Here is a 17835-nt window from a genome sequence, read left to right as displayed (position 1 = left end):
CATCATGGCACCGGCGCGGAGCGCGGCCGCGGCGCGTCAGAACACGTACTCCATGAGATCGACCCCCAGCGTGCGGAACGCCTCGTGGACCCGGAGCCGGTGCTGGATCGACAGGTCGTCGAAGCACACGATGAGCGCGTACGAGAGCCCCGCGCGCGGACCGGCGATGACGCCCGCCTCGACGCGGATGCCGGCATCCCGGCCCGTCTTGTTGATGAAGAGCAGCCCGTGCTCGTCGTTCTCGTGTGCGAACGGGTCGAGGCCGGTCGCCGACGCGACGAGCGAGAGGTCGTGGTTGAGGCTCAGCCACTCGGCCACCTGCGCACTCACGCTCGGCGACACCGCCTCGGCGTTGACGAGAGCGGCGAACACCTCCGCGAGCTCGCGTGCGGACCCCAGTGCGACGTGCGGCGCGTCGTCCGGGCCGCGCTCGTCGCGGAAGCGATCGAGCAGAGCGGCTCGGGACAGGCCGAGGTCCTCGATCCGGGCGCGCACGGCCTCGAGACCGACCCGCGCCATGAGCGCATTGGCCGCGGTCGCGTCGCCCGTCGCGGCCGCGAGCACGGCGAGATCGGCGAGGGGGAAGGCGGGTGCCTTGAGGTGCTGCCACACGCCGCCGACGCCGACCGGCGCGACGGAGGAGCGCTCGACGATCTCCAGCGGGTCCAGGTCTCCGGTCTCGAATGCCGAGGCCAGCTCGATGAGCAGGGGGACGACGCCGAGTCCCGCGACGGGGAGCGTCACGAAGTCGTCGCCGGCGAGGACCGACGTGCCGCGGTCGAGGTCGTTCACCCGCACCGAGATGCGCGCGCCGAAAGCGGCGAGCTCGTCGAGCGACTTCAGAGTCGATGTGAACGACCGGCGTCCGATGGCTGCCCTCTTCGGCAGTCTCCGATTGCTTCTTCTCGACCCCCGCAGCGAGTTCATGGCCCGTTCGGGCTCTGGGGGCGTGCCCACGAGGGCGTGTCCTTTCGTGGTGTCCGGGAAAACGGAAAGGGTGCGCGGCGAGGCGCCGATGCAGGGCATCCGTTGTTCGGTTGTGGGTGCTGGAACGGCTGGCGCGCGTCGACGACCGACCGGGAACCCGGCCGTCGGCGCAGGGACGTCACCAGATGGTGACGCGTGAGTCCTCCGGGAGCCACAGGGCATCCGCGTCGGTCACACCGAATGCATCGTAGAACGCGTCGATGTTGCGGACGATCTGATTGCACCGGAACTCGTTCGGCGAGTGCGGGTCGATCGTCAGGAGGCGGATGGTCTCGGCATCCCGGCCCTTCTGCTGCCAGATCTGCGCCCAGCTGAGCAGGAGCCGCTGGATGCCGGTGAACCCGTCGATCTCGGGCGCCTCGACGGGCCGCGGGGCGTCGTCGGTCGACGACGATTCGGTGTCCGAGTCCGCCGTGCTCCCCAGCGACAGCTCGTAGGCCTTGATCGCGATGCCGAGGCCGCCGAGGTCGCCGATGTTCTCGCCGATCGTGAGCGCGCCGTTGACCTTGTGCTCGTCCGACAGACCGCGCGGCGTGAGGCCGTTGAACTGCTCGATGAGGTTCTTCGTGCGCTCCTCGAAGGCGGCGCGGTCCTCGTCGGTCCACCAGTCCCGCAGCGACCCGTCGCCGTCGAAGCGGCTCCCCTGGTCGTCGAACCCGTGACCGATCTCGTGCCCGATCACTGCGCCGATGCCGCCGTAGTTGGCCGCGGCATCCCGGTCCACCTCGAAGAAGGGGTACTGCAGGATCGCGGCGGGGAAGACGATCTCGTTCATGAGCGGGTTGTAGTAGGCGTTGACCGTCTGCGGCGTCATGTACCACTCGTCGCGGTCGATGGGCTTGCCGACCTTGTCGAGCTGGCGGTCGTGCTCCAGCACGTGCGAGCGACCCACGTTGCCCACCAGGTCGGCGGGGTCGATCTCGAGGCCCGAGTAGTCCTTCCACTTCACCGGGTAGCCGATCTTGGGGGTGAAGGCGTCGAGCTTCGCGAGCGCTCGCTCGCGCGTCTCGGGGCTCATCCACTCGAGGCCCCGGATGCTCTGCCGGTACGCCTCGATGAGGTTCTGGACGAGCTCGTCCATCGCCTCCTTGGCCGCGGGCGGGAAGTGGCGCTCGACGTAGACCTTGCCGATCGCCTCGCCCATGGCCGCCTCGGCGAGCCCGACGCCGCGCTTCCACCGCTCGCGGATGACGGGGACGCCGGTGAGCTGCGTGCCGTAGAACGAGAAGTTCTCGTCGACGAAATCGTCGGTGAGGAACGGGGCGGCCGCGTGGACGACCGAGAAGCGCAGCCACGCCTTCCAGTCCTCGAGGCGCTCCTCGGTGAGGAGCGTCCCGAGACCCTCGAGGAAGCTCGGCTGGTAGACGACGACCTCCGCGAAGGCGTCGGGATGCCGCGGCGCGATCCCGTCGAGCCACGGCTGGAGGTCGACGCCCACGAGCTCCTGTACCTCGGCCCACGTCCGGAGGTTGTAGGTCGCGACCGCGTCGCGGCTGCGGACGTTGTCCCAGTGGTGCTCGGCGAGCTCGGTCTCGAGCGTCGTGATGCGGTCGGCGGTCGCCGCGGGGTCCGCGATGCCGGCGAGCCCCAGCATCCGCTCGACGTGCTCGCGGAAGGCGATGCGGGGCTCGGCGAAGTTGTCGAGCCGGTAGTACGACTCGTCGGGCAGCGACAGCCCGCCCTGGACCAGGAAGGGCAGATACCGGGTGGGGTTGCCGGGATCGGGCTCGACGTAGAGGGTCACCATGCCGCCGAGGCCGTCGCGCTCGAACTCGCCGACGGTCTGGAGCAGCTCGGGGATCGACGAGATCGCGTCGACCCGGGCCAGACGCTCCGCGAGCGGCTGGGCGCCCAGCTCGGCGATCCGCTCCGTGTCCATGAAGCTCGTGTAGAGGTCGCCGATCTTGCGTGCCTCGCTGCCGTGCTCGGCCCGCTGCGACTCCTCGACGATGGCGCGGACGTCCTTCTCCGCCTGCTCGGCGATGAGGTGGAAGGAGCCCCAGCGGGCCTTGTCCTCGGGGATCTCGGTGCGGTCGAGCCACGCGCCGTTGACGTGACGGAAGAGGTCGTCCTGCGGGCGGATCTCAGCGCTCAGCTCATCGAGCATGAGACCGGATCGGGGGGTCTCGGTCATCCGTCCAGGATATGCGGTCGGGCCGCCTGCCAGCCGTGCGCGCGACGGTCGGAGTCTGCAACGGACGTCGGGCGTTTCGCGCCGGATCCTCCGACGTCGCCGCGATCCTCCGACGACGGGGAGCGGATGCCGCGATCTCCCCGCCGTAGGCTCGGAGGGTGGCCGTCGACACGCTGAACCGCGACATCCTGCGGCTCGCGGTGCCCGCCCTCGGCGCACTCGTCGCCGAACCGCTGTTCCTCATCGTCGACGCCGCCCTCGTCGGGCATCTCGGGGTCGTGCCGCTGGCCGGCCTCGGGATCGCCTCAGCGGTCCTGCAGACCATCGTCGGGCTCATGGTCTTCCTCGCCTACTCGACGACGCCCGCCGTCGCGCGGCGCTTCGGCGCGGGCGACCCCACGAGGGCCGTCTCGGTCGGGATCGACGGCATGTGGCTCGCCCTCGGCCTCGGCGCGGCGCTCGCGCTCGCCGGGTTCGTCGCGACGCCCTTCCTCGTCGGCCTCTTCGGCGCGACGCCCGAGGTCGCGGCCGAGGCGGAGGCGTACCTCGGCATCTCGATGTGGGGTCTTCCCGCGATGCTCGTCGTCTTCGCCGCGACGGGCCTCCTGCGCGGCATGCAGGACACGGTCACCCCGCTGTGGATCGCGGGCCTCGGCTTCGCGGCGAACGCCGTGCTCAACTGGGCATTCATCTACGGCCTCGGCTGGGGCATCTCCGGCTCCGCCGCGGGGACCGTCGTGGCCCAGTGGGGCATGGTGGCCGCCTACGTCCTCGTGGTCGGCCGGCTCGCGCGGCGGCACGAGGCATCCGTTCGCCCGCAGCGGGAAGGGGTGCGCGGGTCTGCGCGCTCGGGCGGATGGCTGTTCCTGCGCACCGTGACCCTCCGCATCGCGCTGCTGGCGACGGTGCTCGTCGCGACGGGACTCGGCACCGCCGAGCTCGCCGGCTGGCAGGTCGCCTTCACGATCTTCTCGACGGCCGCGTTCGCGCTGGACGCCCTGGCGATCGCGGCGCAGGCCCTCATCGGCAAGGGGCTCGGGGCCGACGACGCGCCGCTGGTCCACCGGGTCCTCGGGCGGACGGTCGCGTGGGGCGCGTGGTTCGGCGTCGCCGTGGGCGGCGGCATCGCGCTGCTGTCGGGGGTCATCGGGCTGCTCTTCACAGGGGATGCCGCGATTGCCGCGCTCATCCAGCCCGCGCTGCTCGTGCTCGCCGTCGCACAGCCGGTCTGCGGCGTCGTGTTCGTGCTCGACGGGGTGCTCATCGGCGCGGGAGACGGCCGTTACCTCGCGATCGTGGGGCTGGTGAACCTCGTGCCGTTCCTGCCGTGCCTCTTCGTCCTGGCGTGGCTGCAGCCGACGGGTGCGGCGGGGCTCGCGTGGCTCGCGGTCGCGTTCTTCGGCGTCTACATGCTCGCGAGGCTCGCGACCCTGGGCTGGCGTGTCCGCGGCGCCGCCTGGATGACCGTCGGCGCATGACCGGGCGTCGGCTCAGCGCGGCTCGACCTCGCACACTCGGGCGCCACCTCGCACTCGCGGCCTGTCCCGGGGTGCGAACTCGGGCACCGATGTGCTGACTCGCCTGACTCGGCTCAGGCCCAGCGGCGGCACCACTCGTACATCACGACGGCGGCGGCCGCGCTGGCGTTGATCGAGCGGGTCGAGCCGTACTGCGTGATCTCGACGGTCCGGGATGCCGCGGCGAGCGCCTCGCGCGAGAGCCCCGGTCCTTCCTGGCCGAACAGCAGGACGCACCGCTCGGGCAGGTCGGCGCGGCCGAGCGGGATCGACCCCTCGACGTTGTCGATCGCGACGACCGGCAGGCCCGCGGCATCCGCCCACCGCGCGAAGGCGGCGACGTCCTCGTGGTGGCGCACATGCTGGTAGCGGTCCGTCACCATCGCGCCGCGGCGGTTCCAGCGTCGCCGGCCGACGATGTGCACCTCGGCGGCGAGGAACGCGTTGGCGCTGCGCACGATCGAGCCGATGTTCATGTCGTGCTGCCAGTTCTCGATCGCGACATGGAACGGATGCCGCTTCCCGTCGAGATCTGCCACGATCGCGTCCATCGACCAGTAGCGATAGCCGTCGACCACGTTGCGGGTGTCGCCGTGCGCAAGCAGGTCGGGGTCGTACCGCGGGTCGGCGGGCCACGCCTCCCGGCCGCCGGGCCACGGGCCGACGCCGTGCGGCAGCCGCGGCTCGGCCGGCTCGCGGGGCTCGGCGGCGTCTGTCACCGGCTCAGGCTATCCGCATCGCAATCCGGCTCGTCCCCCGAACGGCCGATCGACCGGCTCCGAAGATCTGAACATACTGGGAAGTGCATCTGTCACCGGACGGGGGGCCCATGTCGATCGATGAGAGCAGGCGCCAGCGCGCGCTCGATGCGATGGGGGTGCTCGATACGCCGCCGGACGAACGCGTGGACCGCGTGACCCGCCTGGCGCAAGAGCTCTTCCACGTGCCGATGGTGAGCGTCACGCTGATCGATCGCGACCGGCAGTGGCGGAAGTCGCAGATCGGGCTGAGCGACGAGGCGCCCCGCGAGGGTGCCTTCTGCGACCTGACGATCCGCCAGGGCGGCACCTACGTGGTGGAGGACGCATCTTCCGACGAGCTCTTCGCGACGAACCCCTTCGTCGTCGGAGATCCGCACCTGCGGTTCTACGCCGGGCATCCGCTCCAGGCTCCCAGCGGCGAGCAGGTCGGCACCCTCTGCCTGCTCGACGTCGAGCCGCGCGCCCTCGACGCGCATCAGCGCGATCTGCTGCGCGACCTCGCCCAGTGGGTGCAGGGCGAGCTCGCGCGCGACCGGGAGCTGGACGAGGCATCCCTCCTGCAGCGCGCGCTCCTGCCGCGCCGCACGCCGGTCGTCCCCGGCTACGTCCTCGCCGCGACGGCGGTCCCCGCCGGGCAGATCCTCGGCGACATCTACGACTGGTATCTGCACGGCGACAGCCTCCGGCTCACGCTGGCCGACGTCATGGGCAAGGGCGCGGGGCCCGCCATCATCGCCTCGGGGGTCCGGGCGTCGCTGCGCACCGCGCCCGACCGGTCGCTGGCCGCCTCGGTCGGCGATGTCGACCGGCTGCTGGAGCAGGACATCGGCGACACGAGCACCTTCGTCACGGCAGTCCACGTCGATCTCGACATCCCGTCGGGGCGCCTTTCGTTCATCGACGCCGGCCACAGTCTCGCCTTCGTGCTGCGCGCCGACGACGACTGGGAGCAGCTGCGGTCGACGGGACTGCCGCTCGGGATGGGACTCGGCGAGGAGCGCGTCGAGGCGACCATCGCGCTGCAGCCCGGCGACACGTTCGTGTGCTGCAGCGACGGACTGCTCGACGTGCTCGATCCGGCCGATCCGTTCGGCCACGTCCGGGACGTCCTGCGCGACCTCGGCCCGCAGGGCGCCGTCGAGGAGGCGGCGCGCCTCGCCCGCGCCGAGCACGCGCCCGACGACGTCACGGTCGTCGTCGTGAGGAGGCAGGCGTGACCGCGCGCTTCGCCACGATCCGCATCCTCGCGGCGCTCTCGGTGATCCTCGGCGTCAACTACATCGCGTGGCGCTGGCTGGATTCGGTGAACTGGTCGGCGTGGTGGATCGCCGTGCCGCTCGTCATCGCCGAGACCTACAGCCTCATCGACACCTTCCTCTTCGCCGCGACGATGTGGCGCGCGAAGGAGAGGCCGGCGCCCACCTCGCCGCCGACCGGGACGGTCGACGTCTTCATCACCACGTACAACGAGCCGATCGACCTCGTGATGGCGACGTCGACCGCCGCGAAGCGCATCGCCTACCCCCACCGGACGTGGATCCTCGACGACGGCGCACGGCCCGACATGGAGGGGGCGGCGCGCGCCGCGGGGATCGGCTACATCACGCGCTCGGCGGACTGGAAGGACAAGCCGCGCCACGCCAAGGCGGGCAATCTCAACAACGCCCTCTTCCAGACCGAGGGGGAGTTCCTCCTCATCCTCGACGCCGATCAGGTGCCCGACCCCCTCATCCTGCATCGCACGCTGGGGTACTTCGCCGACGACCCCGAGGTCGCGCTCGTGCAGACGCCGCAGTGGTTCAGCAACGTCGACGAGGCCGATCCGCTCGGCAGCCAGGCGCCGCTGTTCTACGGTCCGATCCAGCAGGGCAAGGACGGCTGGAACGCGGCCTTCTTCTGCGGCTCCAACGCCATCCTCCGCCGGGACGCGCTCATGCAGCTCGGCGTCGTCGGGTACGTCCGCGACCTCGAGAAGTCGACGGTTCAGACCCTCAGGGCCGCCGAGACGATGCTCGTGCGCGCGTCGAAGAAGTCGTCGACGGATGCCGCGATCCGCGGCGAGCTCGTGACGCTCGGCGCCGAGGTGGGCCGTGCGCGCGCGGAGATCGCGGGCGGTGCGCCGATCGCCGATGTCACCTACCGGGTCCAGGCGGCCGTGCATTCGGCATCCAAGCGGCTCGTCGCGCGAGACCTCGCCGGCGTCCGCGCCGACCTCGCCGCCATCGGCGAGCTGCCGGTCGAGCGGGATGCCGAGCTCGACGCGATCGTGATCGACGACGAGGGCCTCGACGCGCTGTCGGCGCGCGAGCTGTCCCCCCTCGGCACGGTGGAGTCGGTGTCGGCGCTCGTCGAGGCGCTCCGCGTGGACCGCCCCGGCGAGGCGCAGCCCGTCCAGCCCCTCGCCACGATCTCGGTCACCGAGGACATGGCCACGGCCATGCAGCTGCACTCGCTCGGGTGGCGAAGCGTCTACCACCACGAGATCCTCGCGCACGGCCTCGCCCCCGAGGACCTCCGCACGATGCTCACCCAGCGCCTGCGGTGGGCGCAGGGCACGCTCCAGGTCATGCTGCGCGACAATCCCCTCGTCAAGAAGGGCCTCACCGCCGGTCAGCGACTCATGTACTTCGCGACGATGTGGAGCTACCTGTCCGGATTCACCGCGATCATCTACCTCGCGGCGCCCGTCATCTACCTCGTGTTCGGGGTCATGCCGGTCACCGCATGGAGCCTGGACTTCTTCATCCGGTTCCTCCCATACTTCCTCGTCAACCAGATCCTCTTCCTCGTCGTGGCACGCGGCATCAAGACGTGGCGCGGCCAGCAGTACTCCCTCGCCCTCTTCCCGGTGTGGATCAAGGCGTGCACGAGCGCGTTCGCGAACGTCGTGTTCGGCAAGCCTCTGAGCTTCGCCGTGACCAAGAAGGACGGCCGCGCCGAGGGCGGCCCGCCGTGGCGCGAGATCTGGCCGCAGCTGACCGCCATCGCGGTGCTGACGGTCGCCCTCGTGATCGGTCTCGTGCGCCTGGGCCTCGGCACGGCGGACGGCACCGGCACCCTCGTCAACACCGCCTGGGTGATCTACGACCTCGCCGTTCTGAGCGTCATCATCCAGGCCGCGCTCTATCGCGGCCCCGCGCCGCAGCCGCTGGCCGCGTCGGATCCGTCGGACACTTAGGAGCACTATGGAGCTGAACGTCACGCACGCCGACGGCTACGCCGTCATCTCGCCCCTCGGCCGCCTCACCGCGACGGGAGCGCCGCAGCTGCGCTCCGCCGTCGACGACCTCATCGCAGGCGGGACGGCCAGGATCGTCGTCGACCTCGCCGGCACCCAGTTCGTCGACTCGTCGGGTCTCGGGGCGCTCATCGGCGGCCTGAAGTCGGCCCGCCTGGCCGGCGGCGACCTCCGCATCGCCGCCACGCCCGACGCCGTTCGCAAGGTACTGAAGCTCACCAACCTCGACCGGGTGCTCCGCGATCACCCGACAGCGGCGTCGGCGTTCGATGACGCCTGACCGGACGCCCGCGGTGCGCGTCGAGGGCGCGGCCGACCCGCGCTTCATCGACGGGATCCACGACGCCCTCGAGCAGCTGTGGCTCGCCGCACCGGAGGTGCGCGACGAAGACCGGCTCCTGTTCACCCTTGCGGCGAGCGAGGTCGCGACGAACATCGTGACGCACGCGTCGGCGGGGCATCCGATCGAGGCCGCGTTCGAGGCATCCGTCGCCTCCGGCGCCATCGAGGCGGCGTTCACCGACAACGCCGATCCCGCTCCCGTGAGCCTCCTCAACGCCACGATGCCGGGGACGGATGCCGAGTCCGGCCGGGGGCTCGCGCTCGCCCTCGCGGCGCTGGACGCCTTCACCCACGAGGGGTCGGGGGGCAACGTGTGGCGGCTCCGCCGCACCCTGCGCCCGTAGTCCGCCGTCCCGCGCCACCCCCGCCCGGCGCTCCGCGCCCTGCCTCGTTTCGCCGAGTCGAGATTCCGGGCGTGAGGCATGCCCCGCGGTGGCTCGACTCGACCCCGCAACCTCGACTCGGCGCGAGGTGGCGCGATCGCGGGCTTTCGGTACGCCGAAAAATCGCGTAGGTTTTCGGCATGCCGAAAACCGCGATGGGGCCAGCGGCGCTGGGCGACGCGCCTGCGCGCCGCGTCGGCATGCCCCGGCTCGCGTGGCTCATCGGTCCTGCCCTCGTCGCGGGGGTCGCCTACCTCGACCCCGGCAACGTCGCGAGCAACATGACCGCCGGCGCCGTGTACGGCTACCTGCTCGTCTGGGTCGTCGTGCTCGGGAACGTCATGGCCTGGCTCATCCAGTACCTCTCGGCGAAGCTCGGCATCGTCACCGGGCGGAGCCTCCCCGAGACCCTCGGCGGCCGCATCCGCAATCCGTGGGCCCGACGCGCGTACTGGCTGCAGGCCGAGCTCGTGGCCATGGCGACCGACATCGCCGAGGTCATCGGGGGCGCCGTCGCCCTGAACCTGCTCTTCGGCCTCCCGCTCCTGTGGGGCGGCGCGATCACGGGCACGGTCTCGATCGTGCTCCTGCTCATCCAGTCCCGCCGCGGGCCGAGGATGTTCGAGTTCGTCGTCATCGGCCTCCTCGCCGTCATCGCGATCGGGTTCACGTTCGGCGTGCTCGTGGCGCCTCCCGACGCGGCCGGAGTGATCGAAGGCCTCGTTCCGCGCTTCGAGGGGGCCGGGTCGGTGCTGCTCGCGGCATCCATCCTCGGCGCGACGATCATGCCCCACGCGATCTACGCGCACAGCGCGCTGGCCCGCGACCGGTTCGCTCCGGCGGGCGCCGGAACGGCCGCCGGAACGGGCGCGTCCCGCCCGTCGCCGCAGCCCTCCGACCTGGCCGAGCTCCGCGGCATCCCCACGAGCCGGCTGCTGCGGGCGACGCGGTGGGACGTCTCGATCGCGATGATCATCGCGGGCACGGTGAATCTCTGCATCCTGCTGCTCGCGGCGGCGAACCTCGCGGGCGTGCCGGGCACCGACTCCCTCGAGGGCGCCTATGCGGCGCTGTACGCCGGCCTCGGCCCCGCCGTCGCCACGCTGTTCGCCGTGGGCCTCCTCGCGAGCGGACTCGCCTCGACCTCGGTCGGCGCGTACGCGGGGGCCGAGATCATGCACGGCCTGCTGCGCGTCCGCGTGCCGCTCCTCGCCCGGCGGCTGGTGACGCTGATCCCGGCGCTGGTCATCCTCGCGGCCGGGTTCGACCCGACGCTCGCGCTCGTGCTGAGCCAGGTCGTCCTCTCGTTCGGGATCCCGTTCGCACTCATCCCGCTGGTCGCGCTGACGTCCAAGCGCGAGGTGCTCGGCCGGTTCCGCAATCGCGCGGTGACGACGGCGGCGGGGGTCGCGGCATCCGTGTTCCTCATCGCCCTGAACGCGACGCTCCTGTGGCTCGTCTTCACGGGCGCCTGACGCCGGAGGGCCGGCGCCCGCGCGGGTAGCCTGTTCCCGTGCCGTCCCCCGCCGTCGACGACTACCTGAAGACGATCTACCACCACACCGAGTGGCAGGACGAGCGCATCACGCCGTCGCAGCTGGCCGCCGAGCTCGGTCTCGCACCGTCGAGCGTGACCGAGATGGTGCAGAAGCTCGCCGCGCACGCCCTCGTGGCGCACCGGCCGTACGGTCCCATCGCGCTGACCGAGGCGGGGCAGCTGCGCGCCGCGGCGATCATCCGTCGTCATCGCCTCATCGAGACGTGGCTCGTGCGGGAGTTCGGCTACGGGTGGGACGAGGTGCACGACGAGGCCGAGGTGCTCGAGCACGCGATCAGCGACCGTCTGCTCGAGGGCATCGACGAGCGCCTCGGGCGCCCGACTCACGACCCGCACGGCGACGCGATCCCCGACGCCTCCGGCCGCGTGCACCGCGAGCCGTTCGTGCTGCTCGCCGCCGCGGCTCCCGGGCACTCGGGTCGCGTGCTGCGGGTGAGCGATCGCGACGGCGCCCTCCTGCGCGAGATCGAGAGCGCCGGCGTCACGGTCGGCGCTGCCGCGACGGTCCGGGATGCCGCGACCCTCCGCATCGCGGACACCGACGTGCATCTGCCCGACGGAGCGGCATCGGCGGTGTGGCTGACCGCCTGACCCGCCGATCGGGCGGGCGTGCGCGGGCAGCCCGGCGGGCCGATCAGCGCACGCGAGCCGCCCGGGCGAAGGGCCAGCTCACCCGGGTCGCCTCCTCGGCGAGACTCCAGAGGCGTTCCGCGATGTCGGTGCGGCGCACGATGCGCGACGGCTTCGCGATGACCGGAGCACCGCGCGTGCCGGCCCTGGGGCCGACGAACGCGCCTCCCTCGATGTCGCGGTCGACGAGCGCCCGCACGAGCGGCCACGCGCCGTGCTCCTTGGACTGCGCGACCACCGCCTGGAGGTTGTCGACGAAGCGCGTCATCCGCGACGGCTCGTTGACTCCATGGATGCCGGGGGTCCGCCCGCTCGTGGAGTAGCCGGGGTGGGTGACGAGGCTCGCGACGTGCACGCCGGCGTCGCGGAGCCGGCGGTCCGCCTCGAAGCCGAGCACGCTCGTGGCGATCTTGGACTGCACGTAGGCGCGCCACGGGGTGTAGGAGTCCACCAGCTGCGGGTCGACCGGGTCGTAGGGGCTGATCGTCGTCGACATGCTGCCGACCCAGACCATGCGGCCGGATGCTGCGGCCAGCGTCGGCAGCAGCTCGCCGGCCAGCGCGTAGTGCCCGAGGGCGTTCGTCGCGAGGACGAGCTCGCTGCCGTCCTGCGTCTGCTCGCGCTGCCTCGGGGGGTGCACGATTCCGGCGTTGAGGAGGAGGCCGTCGAGCTCGCCGCGACCGCGCACCGAGGCGGCCGCGGCCCGCACGGAGCCGAGATTGCTCGTGTCGATCAGCATGCTCTCGACCGAGGCATCCGGAACCCGCCGCAGAAGCGCGCTGCGCGCCGCCGAGAGCCGGTTCGGATGCCGTCCGGTCATGACGACGTGCGCACCGGCCCTCGCCAGCTGCTCGGTCGAGAAGTAGCCGAGCCCGGCGTTGGCGCCGGTGACGAGGTAGGTGCGTCCGTGCAGGTCGGGAAGGAGCTGGGGATCCCAGTCGGGGCGGGCCACGGGTTCGAGATTACGGCGCGGGGCCGCCGGATAGGCTGGGCCCATGCGGACACGCGCCGACATCGAGTGCTGGCTCACCGACATGGACGGCGTCCTCGTCCACGAGAACCGCCCGATCCCGGGCGCCAGTGAGCTGCTGGCGCAGTGGCGCGACTCCGGGACGCCCTTCCTCGTCCTGACGAACAATCCGATCTTCACGCCGCGCGACCTGAGCGCCCGGCTGCGGCGGTCTGGCCTGGACGTCCCCGAGGAGAGCATCTGGACATCGGCCCTCGCGACCGCGGACTTCCTGCACTCGCAGCTTCCGGGCGGCACCGCGTTCGTGATCGGCGAGGCCGGCCTCACCACGGCGCTCCACGAGGCCGGCTTCATCATGACCGAGTCGCAGCCGGACTACGTCGTGGTCGGCGAGACCCGGCAGTACTCGTTCGAGGCGATCACCAAGGCCATCCGCTTCATCAACGCCGGTGCGCGGTTCATCGTGACGAACCCCGACGCGACGGGGCCGACGCCGAGCGGCGTCGTGCCCGCGACGGGGTCGTTCGCCGCCCTCATCACGAAGGCCACGGGCAAGGAGCCGTACGTCGTCGGCAAGCCGAACCCCATGATGTTCCGCTCGGCGCTCAACCGCATCGGCGCGCACTCCGAGACGACCGGGATGATCGGCGATCGGATGGACACCGACGTCGTCGCCGGCATCGAGGCGGGCTTGCACACCGTGCTCGTGCTCACCGGCATCAGCGACCCCGCCGAGATCGAGCGCTACCCCTTCCGGCCCGACGAGGTGCTCGACTCCGTCGCCGACCTGCTGTCGGCCGAGCCGATCGAGTCGGAGCTGCCCGAAGGGCTGTGACGTCGACCCGCTGCCCTGTCGGCTGTTCGCGATAAGGTCCCTGCATGGGCGCGCTCGACGACGGCGAGAGGGTCATGGCGACGGATGCCGCGGCCTGGCGCGCGTGGCTCGAAGACAATCACGCGACCTCCACGGGGGCCTGGCTCGTGCGGCCCCGGCCCGGCTCGGGCCTCGAGCTCGTCGCGTACGAGGATGCCATCATGCAGGCGCTGTGCTTCGGGTGGATCGACGGTCCCGTCCGGTCGTTCGACGAGCAGACGGGCGGACTGTGGTTCGCGCCCCGCCGCCCCTCGAGCGGGTGGGCCGCGACGAACAAGGCGCGGCTCGAGATCCTCGAGCGCGAAGGGCTCATGGCCCCCGCGGGGATCAAGGCCGTCCAGGTCGCGAAGGCCAACGGGTCGTGGACGATCCTCGACAACGCGGAGGCGCTGCGCGAGCCCGATGACCTCGCGGCTGCCCTCGACGCCGACCCGATCGCGCGCGAGAAGTGGGACGCGTTCCCGCCGTCTGCGCGCAAGTTCGGGATCTCGGCGGTCGACTCGGCGCGGCGGCCAGAGACGCGCGCTGCGCGGATCGCACGGATCGTCGGCGACGCCGCCGAGGGGAAGAGGCCGGGCTGATGGCCACCGAGCAAGCGCTCCTCTACGGCGTGACGATCGTCGTACTCGCCGCGACCCTGGTCGTGTTCGTCGTGCAGCTCGTCCGCATGAATCGTCGCGACAAGGACGGCCGCGGCGACGACTGACGCCGCCCAGCGGGTTCGAGTGTGGCGCGGGCTTCAGGGCTCACTGCGGCTGCAGGCCGAGGTCGTCGAGGTCGACCGCGGCAAGCCACTGCAGGCCCTCCGCCTCGACCGCGGCCTGGGCGCCGGTCCTGCGGTCGACGACGACGGCGACCGCGACGGGCTCGGCGCCCTCGCGCCGCAGCGCCTCGACGGCCTTCAGCGCCGACTGGCCCGTGGTCGAGGTGTCTTCGACGACGACGACGCGCTTGCCTACGACATCCGCCCCCTCCACCTGGCGGCCGCGCCCGTGGTCCTTGGGCTCCTTGCGGACGACGAAGGCGTCGAGGGGCGTGTTGGTCCGGGCGGACTCGTGCATGACGGCGTTGGCGATGGGGTCGGCGCCGAGCGTCAGGCCGCCCACCGCGACGACGCCGTCGATGTCGCGGATGAGGTCGAGCATGATGCGGCCGATCGCGGGCGCAGCGCGGTGGTCGAGGGTGAGCTTGCGCATGTCGACGTAGTACGAGGCCTTCTTGCCGCTCGACAGCGTGAAGTCGCCGTGGAAGACCGCCTCCGCCTTGATGAGGGCGATGAGGTTGTGGCGGTCGAGTTCGAGGTCGGGCGTCGAGGCGACGGTCATACGTCCGAGGGTATCGAAACACGTTCGTGAGCGTTCCGAGCGCCTCCGGGTCCGGGCGGCTCCTAGAGTCGGAGGAAGTGCGCCGACGCAGCCCGCCCCGGCTGCTGCGCCGGCGCTCGGACGTGAGCACAGGAGCCTGGATGACCCGCATCGGCATCGTCGCTGAACAGCCCGGAGAGAACCGCGTCGCCGCGACGCCCGTCACCGTCGGCAAGCTGCGCGGGCTCGGGTACGAGGTCGTGGTCGAAAGGAGTGCGGGCGAGGCATCCGCGTTCCCCGACACCGACTTCGAGGGGGCCGGCGCCGAGATCGTCGATCGCGTGACGGCCTGGTCGTCGCCCATCGTGCTGAAGGTCGACCCGCCCACGCCCGACGAGGTCGCCCTGCTCGCCGACGGCGCGACGCTTCTCGGAATGCTGAGCCCGGCCCTGCGCCCCGACGTCCGCGAGTCGCTCACCACCCGCGGCATCACGGCGCTCGCACTCGACGCCGTGCCCCGCATCTCCCGCGCGCAGTCGATGGACGTGCTCAGCTCGATGGCGAACATCGCCGGCTACCGCGCCGTCGTGGAGGCGGCGCACGAGTTCGGCCGCTTCTTCACCGGCCAGGTGACCGCCGCCGGCAAGGTGCCGCCGGCCAAGGTGCTCGTCGCGGGTGCCGGCGTCGCTGGACTCGCGGCGATCGGCGCGGCCTCGAGCCTCGGCGCGATCGTCCGGGCGACGGACCCCCGCCCGGAGGTGGCCGACCAGGTGCGCTCGATCGGCGGCGAGTACCTCCCCGTCGAGGTGGACGAGAACATGCAGACCGCCGACGGCTATGCCCGCGCGACGAGCGAGGCCTACGACCGCGCCGCGGCCGACCTGTACTCGGCGCAGGCGCGAGACGTCGACATCATCATCACCACGGCGCTGATCCCGGGTCGCGCCGCGCCCCGGCTTGTCACGGCCGCGGATGTCGCGGCGATGCGCCCCGGAAGCGTCATCGTCGACATGGCCGCCTCGCAGGGCGGCAACGTCGAGGGCTCGGTCGCCGGCGAGCGCGTCGTGACCGGCAACGGCGTCGTCATCCTCGGGTACACCGACCTGGCCGGGCGGTTGCCGACGCAGGCCTCGCAGCTCTACGCGACGAACCTCCTCAATCTCGTCAAGCTCCTGACGCCGGGCAAGGACGGCGCGCTCGTCCTCGACTTCGACGACGTCGTCCAGCGTTCGATCACCGTCGTCCGCGACGGCGAGTCGACGTGGCCGCCTCCGCCTGTCGCCGTGTCGGCCGCGCCTGCCGGTGCGGCGGCCGCGGCATCCGTTCCCCCGACGCCGCCCGCGAAGCGCGCGGGGATCTCGCGGGGCGCGCGCATCGGCCTCCTCGTCGCCGGAGTCGCGGTGCTCTTCGCCCTCGCGGCCGTCGCGCCGCCGCCCCTGCCGCAGCACCTGACGGTGCTCGTGCTGTCGGTCGTCGTCGGCTTCTACGTGATCGGGCACGTCCACCACGCCCTGCACACCCCGCTCATGAGCGTGACCAACGCGATCTCGGGCATCATCATCGTCGGCGCGATGGTGCAGATCACCGTCCCGGATCCGACGGTGCAGGTCCTGGCGACGGCGGCGGTGCTGCTGGCGAGCATCAACATCTTCGGCGGCTTCGCGGTCACCCGCCGCATGCTCGCGATGTTCTCCAAGGGCGTCGACAGGTGACCGCGGCGTCGATCGCGACCGCGGCCTACCTCGTCGCGGCGATCCTGTTCATCCTGAGCCTGCACGGACTCAGCAAGCACGAGACGGCGCGCGGCGGTGTCGTCTACGGCATTGCCGGAATGGCGATCGCCCTGGTCGCGACGGCGTGGCTCACGGCTGAGGATGCCTGGACCACCCCGGGTGCGCCACTGGGGCTGGTGCTGCTCGTCGTGGCGGTGCTGATCGGCGGGTCGATCGGCCTGTGGCGGGCGCGGGTGGTCGAGATGACCGGGATGCCGGAGCTCATCGCACTGCTGCACAGCTTCGTGGGTCTGGCCGCCGTGCTCGTCGGCTGGAACGGCGCGCTGTACGACACCGGACTGACCGGGACGCTGGCCGACATCCACCACGCCGAGGTCTTCATCGGGGTCTTCATCGGCGGCGTGACGTTCACAGGGTCGATCGTCGCCTTCCTCAAGCTCTCGGCCCGGATGTCGTCGAAGCCCCTCATGCTGCCGGGCAGGAACGCGCTCAACCTCGGCGCTCTGGTCGTCTTCATCGCCCTGACGGTCTGGTACGTCATCACGCCCGAGCTCTGGCTCCTGATCGTCGTGACGATCCTCGCGCTCGCCCTCGGCTGGCATCTGGTCGCCTCGATCGGCGGGGGCGACATGCCCGTCGTCGTGTCGATGCTCAACAGCTACTCCGGCTGGGCGGCGGCGGCCGCGGGCTTCCTCCTCGACAACGACCTGCTGATCGTGACGGGCGCCCTCGTCGGCTCGTCGGGCGCGTACCTGAGCTACATCATGTGCAAGGCGATGAACCGCTCGTTCCTGTCGGTCATCGCGGGCGGCTTCGGCATCGAGGCCCCGCGCTCGTCGGACGACGAGGTGGGCGAGCACCGGGAGATCGACGCGCAGGGCGTCGCCGAGCTCCTCGCCTCGGCGTCGAGCGTCGTCATCACGCCGGGGTACGGCATGGCCGTCGCGCAAGCGCAGTACCCGGTCGCAGAGCTCGCGTCGCAGCTGCGCGAGCGCGGCGTCGACGTGCGGTTCGGCATCCATCCCGTCGCCGGTCGCCTCCCGGGGCACATGAACGTCCTCCTGGCCGAGGCGAAGGTGCCGTACGACATCGTCCTCGAGATGGATGAGATCAACGACGACTTCTCCGACACGTCGGTCGTGCTGGTCATCGGGGCGAACGACACGGTCAACCCGGCAGCGTCGGAGGACCCGTCGTCCCCGATCGCCGGGATGCCGGTGCTGCGCGTGTGGGATGCCGAGAACGTCGTCGTCTTCAAGCGCTCGATGGCGTCGGGGTATGCCGGCGTTCAGAACCCGCTGTTCTTCCGGGAGAACGCCCAGATGCTCTTCGGCGATGCCAAGGACCGGGTCGAGGACATCCTGCGCGCCCTCTGACCCCGAGGGATCCGGCGGAATGGAGAGG

17 protein-coding genes are annotated in these 17835 nt (G+C 71.5%); 12 read left to right on the top strand and 5 right to left on the bottom strand.

Translation table 11 applies throughout. The annotated features are described in order from the left end of the window. Positions 1–36: 36 nt before the first annotated feature. A complete protein-coding gene (locus EV279_RS03555; protein ID WP_133544560.1) occupies positions 37–927 on the bottom strand; it encodes a serine hydrolase in 891 nt (296 codons plus the stop codon). Positions 928–1105: 178 nt separating this feature from the next. Further along, complete coding sequence (locus tag EV279_RS03550) at positions 1106–3121, bottom strand: M13-type metalloendopeptidase (protein ID WP_133541538.1); 2016 nt, start codon at positions 3119–3121, stop codon at positions 1106–1108. Between the two features lie 158 nt (positions 3122–3279). Between EV279_RS03550 and EV279_RS03545 the strand changes: the two genes are divergently transcribed. After that, positions 3280–4599: an MATE family efflux transporter gene (locus tag EV279_RS03545; RefSeq protein ID WP_133541537.1), complete on the top strand. Its 1320-nt coding sequence runs from the start codon at positions 3280–3282 to the stop codon at positions 4597–4599. A gap of 113 nt (positions 4600–4712) precedes the next feature. On the opposite strand, the gene EV279_RS03540 is transcribed toward EV279_RS03545, so the two are convergent. Next, complete coding sequence (locus EV279_RS03540) at positions 4713–5357, bottom strand: TrmH family RNA methyltransferase (RefSeq protein ID WP_133541536.1); 645 nt, start codon at positions 5355–5357, stop codon at positions 4713–4715. Positions 5358–5467: 110 nt separating this feature from the next. On the opposite strand from EV279_RS03540, the gene EV279_RS03535 reads away from it, so the two are divergent. The 6 genes from EV279_RS03535 (at position 5468) to EV279_RS03510 (ending at position 11511) form a co-directional block, all read left to right on the top strand. Continuing rightward, entirely contained in the window at positions 5468–6616 is a 1149-nt protein-coding gene (locus EV279_RS03535) for a SpoIIE family protein phosphatase (protein WP_133541535.1), read from the top strand. Continuing rightward, on the top strand, positions 6613–8577 hold the full coding sequence (locus EV279_RS03530; RefSeq protein WP_133541534.1) for a glycosyltransferase family 2 protein: 1965 nt from the start codon (positions 6613–6615) through the stop codon (positions 8575–8577). Before EV279_RS03535 ends, EV279_RS03530 begins: the two co-directional genes overlap by 4 nt. Positions 8578–8584: 7 nt before the next feature. After that, positions 8585–8917 (top strand): STAS domain-containing protein, encoded by a 333-nt coding sequence (locus EV279_RS03525; RefSeq protein ID WP_133541533.1) that lies wholly within the window; start codon positions 8585–8587, stop codon positions 8915–8917. Beyond that, positions 8907–9323, top strand: a complete 417-nt coding sequence (locus tag EV279_RS03520; protein ID WP_133541532.1) for an ATP-binding protein — start codon at positions 8907–8909, stop codon at positions 9321–9323. The genes EV279_RS03525 and EV279_RS03520 overlap by 11 nt, the downstream gene beginning before the upstream one ends. A gap of 239 nt (positions 9324–9562) precedes the next feature. After that, positions 9563–10837 carry an Nramp family divalent metal transporter gene (locus tag EV279_RS03515; protein ID WP_243728595.1) on the top strand — a complete coding sequence of 425 codons (1275 nt, stop codon included), beginning with the start codon at positions 9563–9565 and terminating at the stop codon, positions 10835–10837. Positions 10838–10875: 38 nt separating this feature from the next. Beyond that, positions 10876–11511, top strand: coding sequence for a metal-dependent transcriptional regulator (locus EV279_RS03510; RefSeq protein ID WP_133541531.1), 636 nt, complete (start codon positions 10876–10878; stop codon positions 11509–11511). 43 nt (positions 11512–11554) lie between these two features. Here EV279_RS03510 and EV279_RS03505 read toward each other — a convergent pair whose 3' ends face one another. Then, positions 11555–12502 (bottom strand): SDR family NAD(P)-dependent oxidoreductase, encoded by a 948-nt coding sequence (locus EV279_RS03505; RefSeq protein ID WP_133541530.1) that lies wholly within the window; start codon positions 12500–12502, stop codon positions 11555–11557. Positions 12503–12545: 43 nt separating this feature from the next. Here EV279_RS03505 and EV279_RS03500 point away from each other — a divergent pair, with 43 nt between their 5' ends. The 3 genes from EV279_RS03500 to EV279_RS16985 are packed head-to-tail and all read left to right on the top strand — an operon-like array spanning position 12546 to position 14100. Then, positions 12546–13355 carry an HAD-IIA family hydrolase gene (locus tag EV279_RS03500; protein WP_133541529.1) on the top strand — a complete coding sequence of 270 codons (810 nt, stop codon included), beginning with the start codon at positions 12546–12548 and terminating at the stop codon, positions 13353–13355. A 44-nt stretch (positions 13356–13399) separates the two neighbouring features. Then, complete coding sequence (locus EV279_RS03495) at positions 13400–13975, top strand: YdeI/OmpD-associated family protein (RefSeq protein WP_133541528.1); 576 nt, start codon at positions 13400–13402, stop codon at positions 13973–13975. Then, the gene (locus EV279_RS16985; protein WP_243728419.1) at positions 13975–14100 is read left to right on the top strand and encodes an FAM174 family membrane protein; all 126 of its coding nucleotides are present in this window, start codon (positions 13975–13977) and stop codon (positions 14098–14100) included. The genes EV279_RS03495 and EV279_RS16985 overlap by 1 nt, the downstream gene beginning before the upstream one ends. A gap of 40 nt (positions 14101–14140) precedes the next feature. Here the strand turns inward: EV279_RS16985 and pyrE are convergent, their stop codons facing one another. Further along, a complete protein-coding gene (gene pyrE / locus EV279_RS03490; RefSeq protein WP_133541527.1) occupies positions 14141–14719 on the bottom strand; it encodes an orotate phosphoribosyltransferase in 579 nt (192 codons plus the stop codon). 140 nt (positions 14720–14859) lie between these two features. Here pyrE and EV279_RS03485 point away from each other — a divergent pair, with 140 nt between their 5' ends. Then, positions 14860–16410 carry a Re/Si-specific NAD(P)(+) transhydrogenase subunit alpha gene (locus tag EV279_RS03485; RefSeq protein ID WP_133541526.1) on the top strand — a complete coding sequence of 517 codons (1551 nt, stop codon included), beginning with the start codon at positions 14860–14862 and terminating at the stop codon, positions 16408–16410. Further along, entirely contained in the window at positions 16407–17807 is a 1401-nt protein-coding gene (pntB, locus tag EV279_RS03480) for a Re/Si-specific NAD(P)(+) transhydrogenase subunit beta (RefSeq protein ID WP_133541525.1), read from the top strand. The genes EV279_RS03485 and pntB overlap by 4 nt, the downstream gene beginning before the upstream one ends. Positions 17808–17835 lie beyond the last annotated feature (28 nt).

This window comes from Microbacterium sp. BK668, from assembly GCF_004362195.1.
GTDB lineage: Bacteria > Actinomycetota > Actinomycetes > Actinomycetales > Microbacteriaceae > Microbacterium.
The sequence above is the reverse complement of the archived record's forward strand: the minus strand, read 5'-3'. Positions and strand labels throughout refer to the sequence as shown.

Coding starts and splice junctions, on each gene's coding strand:
- EV279_RS16985 (WP_243728419.1), top strand. CDS start 13,975: ATGGCCACCGAGCAAGCGCTCCTCTACGGCGTGACGATCGTCGTACTC.
- EV279_RS03550 (WP_133541538.1), bottom strand. CDS start 3,121: ATGACCGAGACCCCCCGATCCGGTCTCATGCTCGATGAGCTGAGCGCT.
- EV279_RS03495 (WP_133541528.1), top strand. CDS start 13,400: ATGGGCGCGCTCGACGACGGCGAGAGGGTCATGGCGACGGATGCCGCG.
- EV279_RS03535 (WP_133541535.1), top strand. CDS start 5,468: ATGTCGATCGATGAGAGCAGGCGCCAGCGCGCGCTCGATGCGATGGGG.
- EV279_RS03485 (WP_133541526.1), top strand. CDS start 14,860: ATGACCCGCATCGGCATCGTCGCTGAACAGCCCGGAGAGAACCGCGTC.
- EV279_RS03520 (WP_133541532.1), top strand. CDS start 8,907: ATGACGCCTGACCGGACGCCCGCGGTGCGCGTCGAGGGCGCGGCCGAC.
- EV279_RS03525 (WP_133541533.1), top strand. CDS start 8,585: ATGGAGCTGAACGTCACGCACGCCGACGGCTACGCCGTCATCTCGCCC.
- pyrE (WP_133541527.1), bottom strand. CDS start 14,719: ATGACCGTCGCCTCGACGCCCGACCTCGAACTCGACCGCCACAACCTC.
- EV279_RS03500 (WP_133541529.1), top strand. CDS start 12,546: ATGCGGACACGCGCCGACATCGAGTGCTGGCTCACCGACATGGACGGC.
- EV279_RS03515 (WP_243728595.1), top strand. CDS start 9,563: ATGCCCCGGCTCGCGTGGCTCATCGGTCCTGCCCTCGTCGCGGGGGTC.
- EV279_RS03555 (WP_133544560.1), bottom strand. CDS start 927: ATGAACTCGCTGCGGGGGTCGAGAAGAAGCAATCGGAGACTGCCGAAG.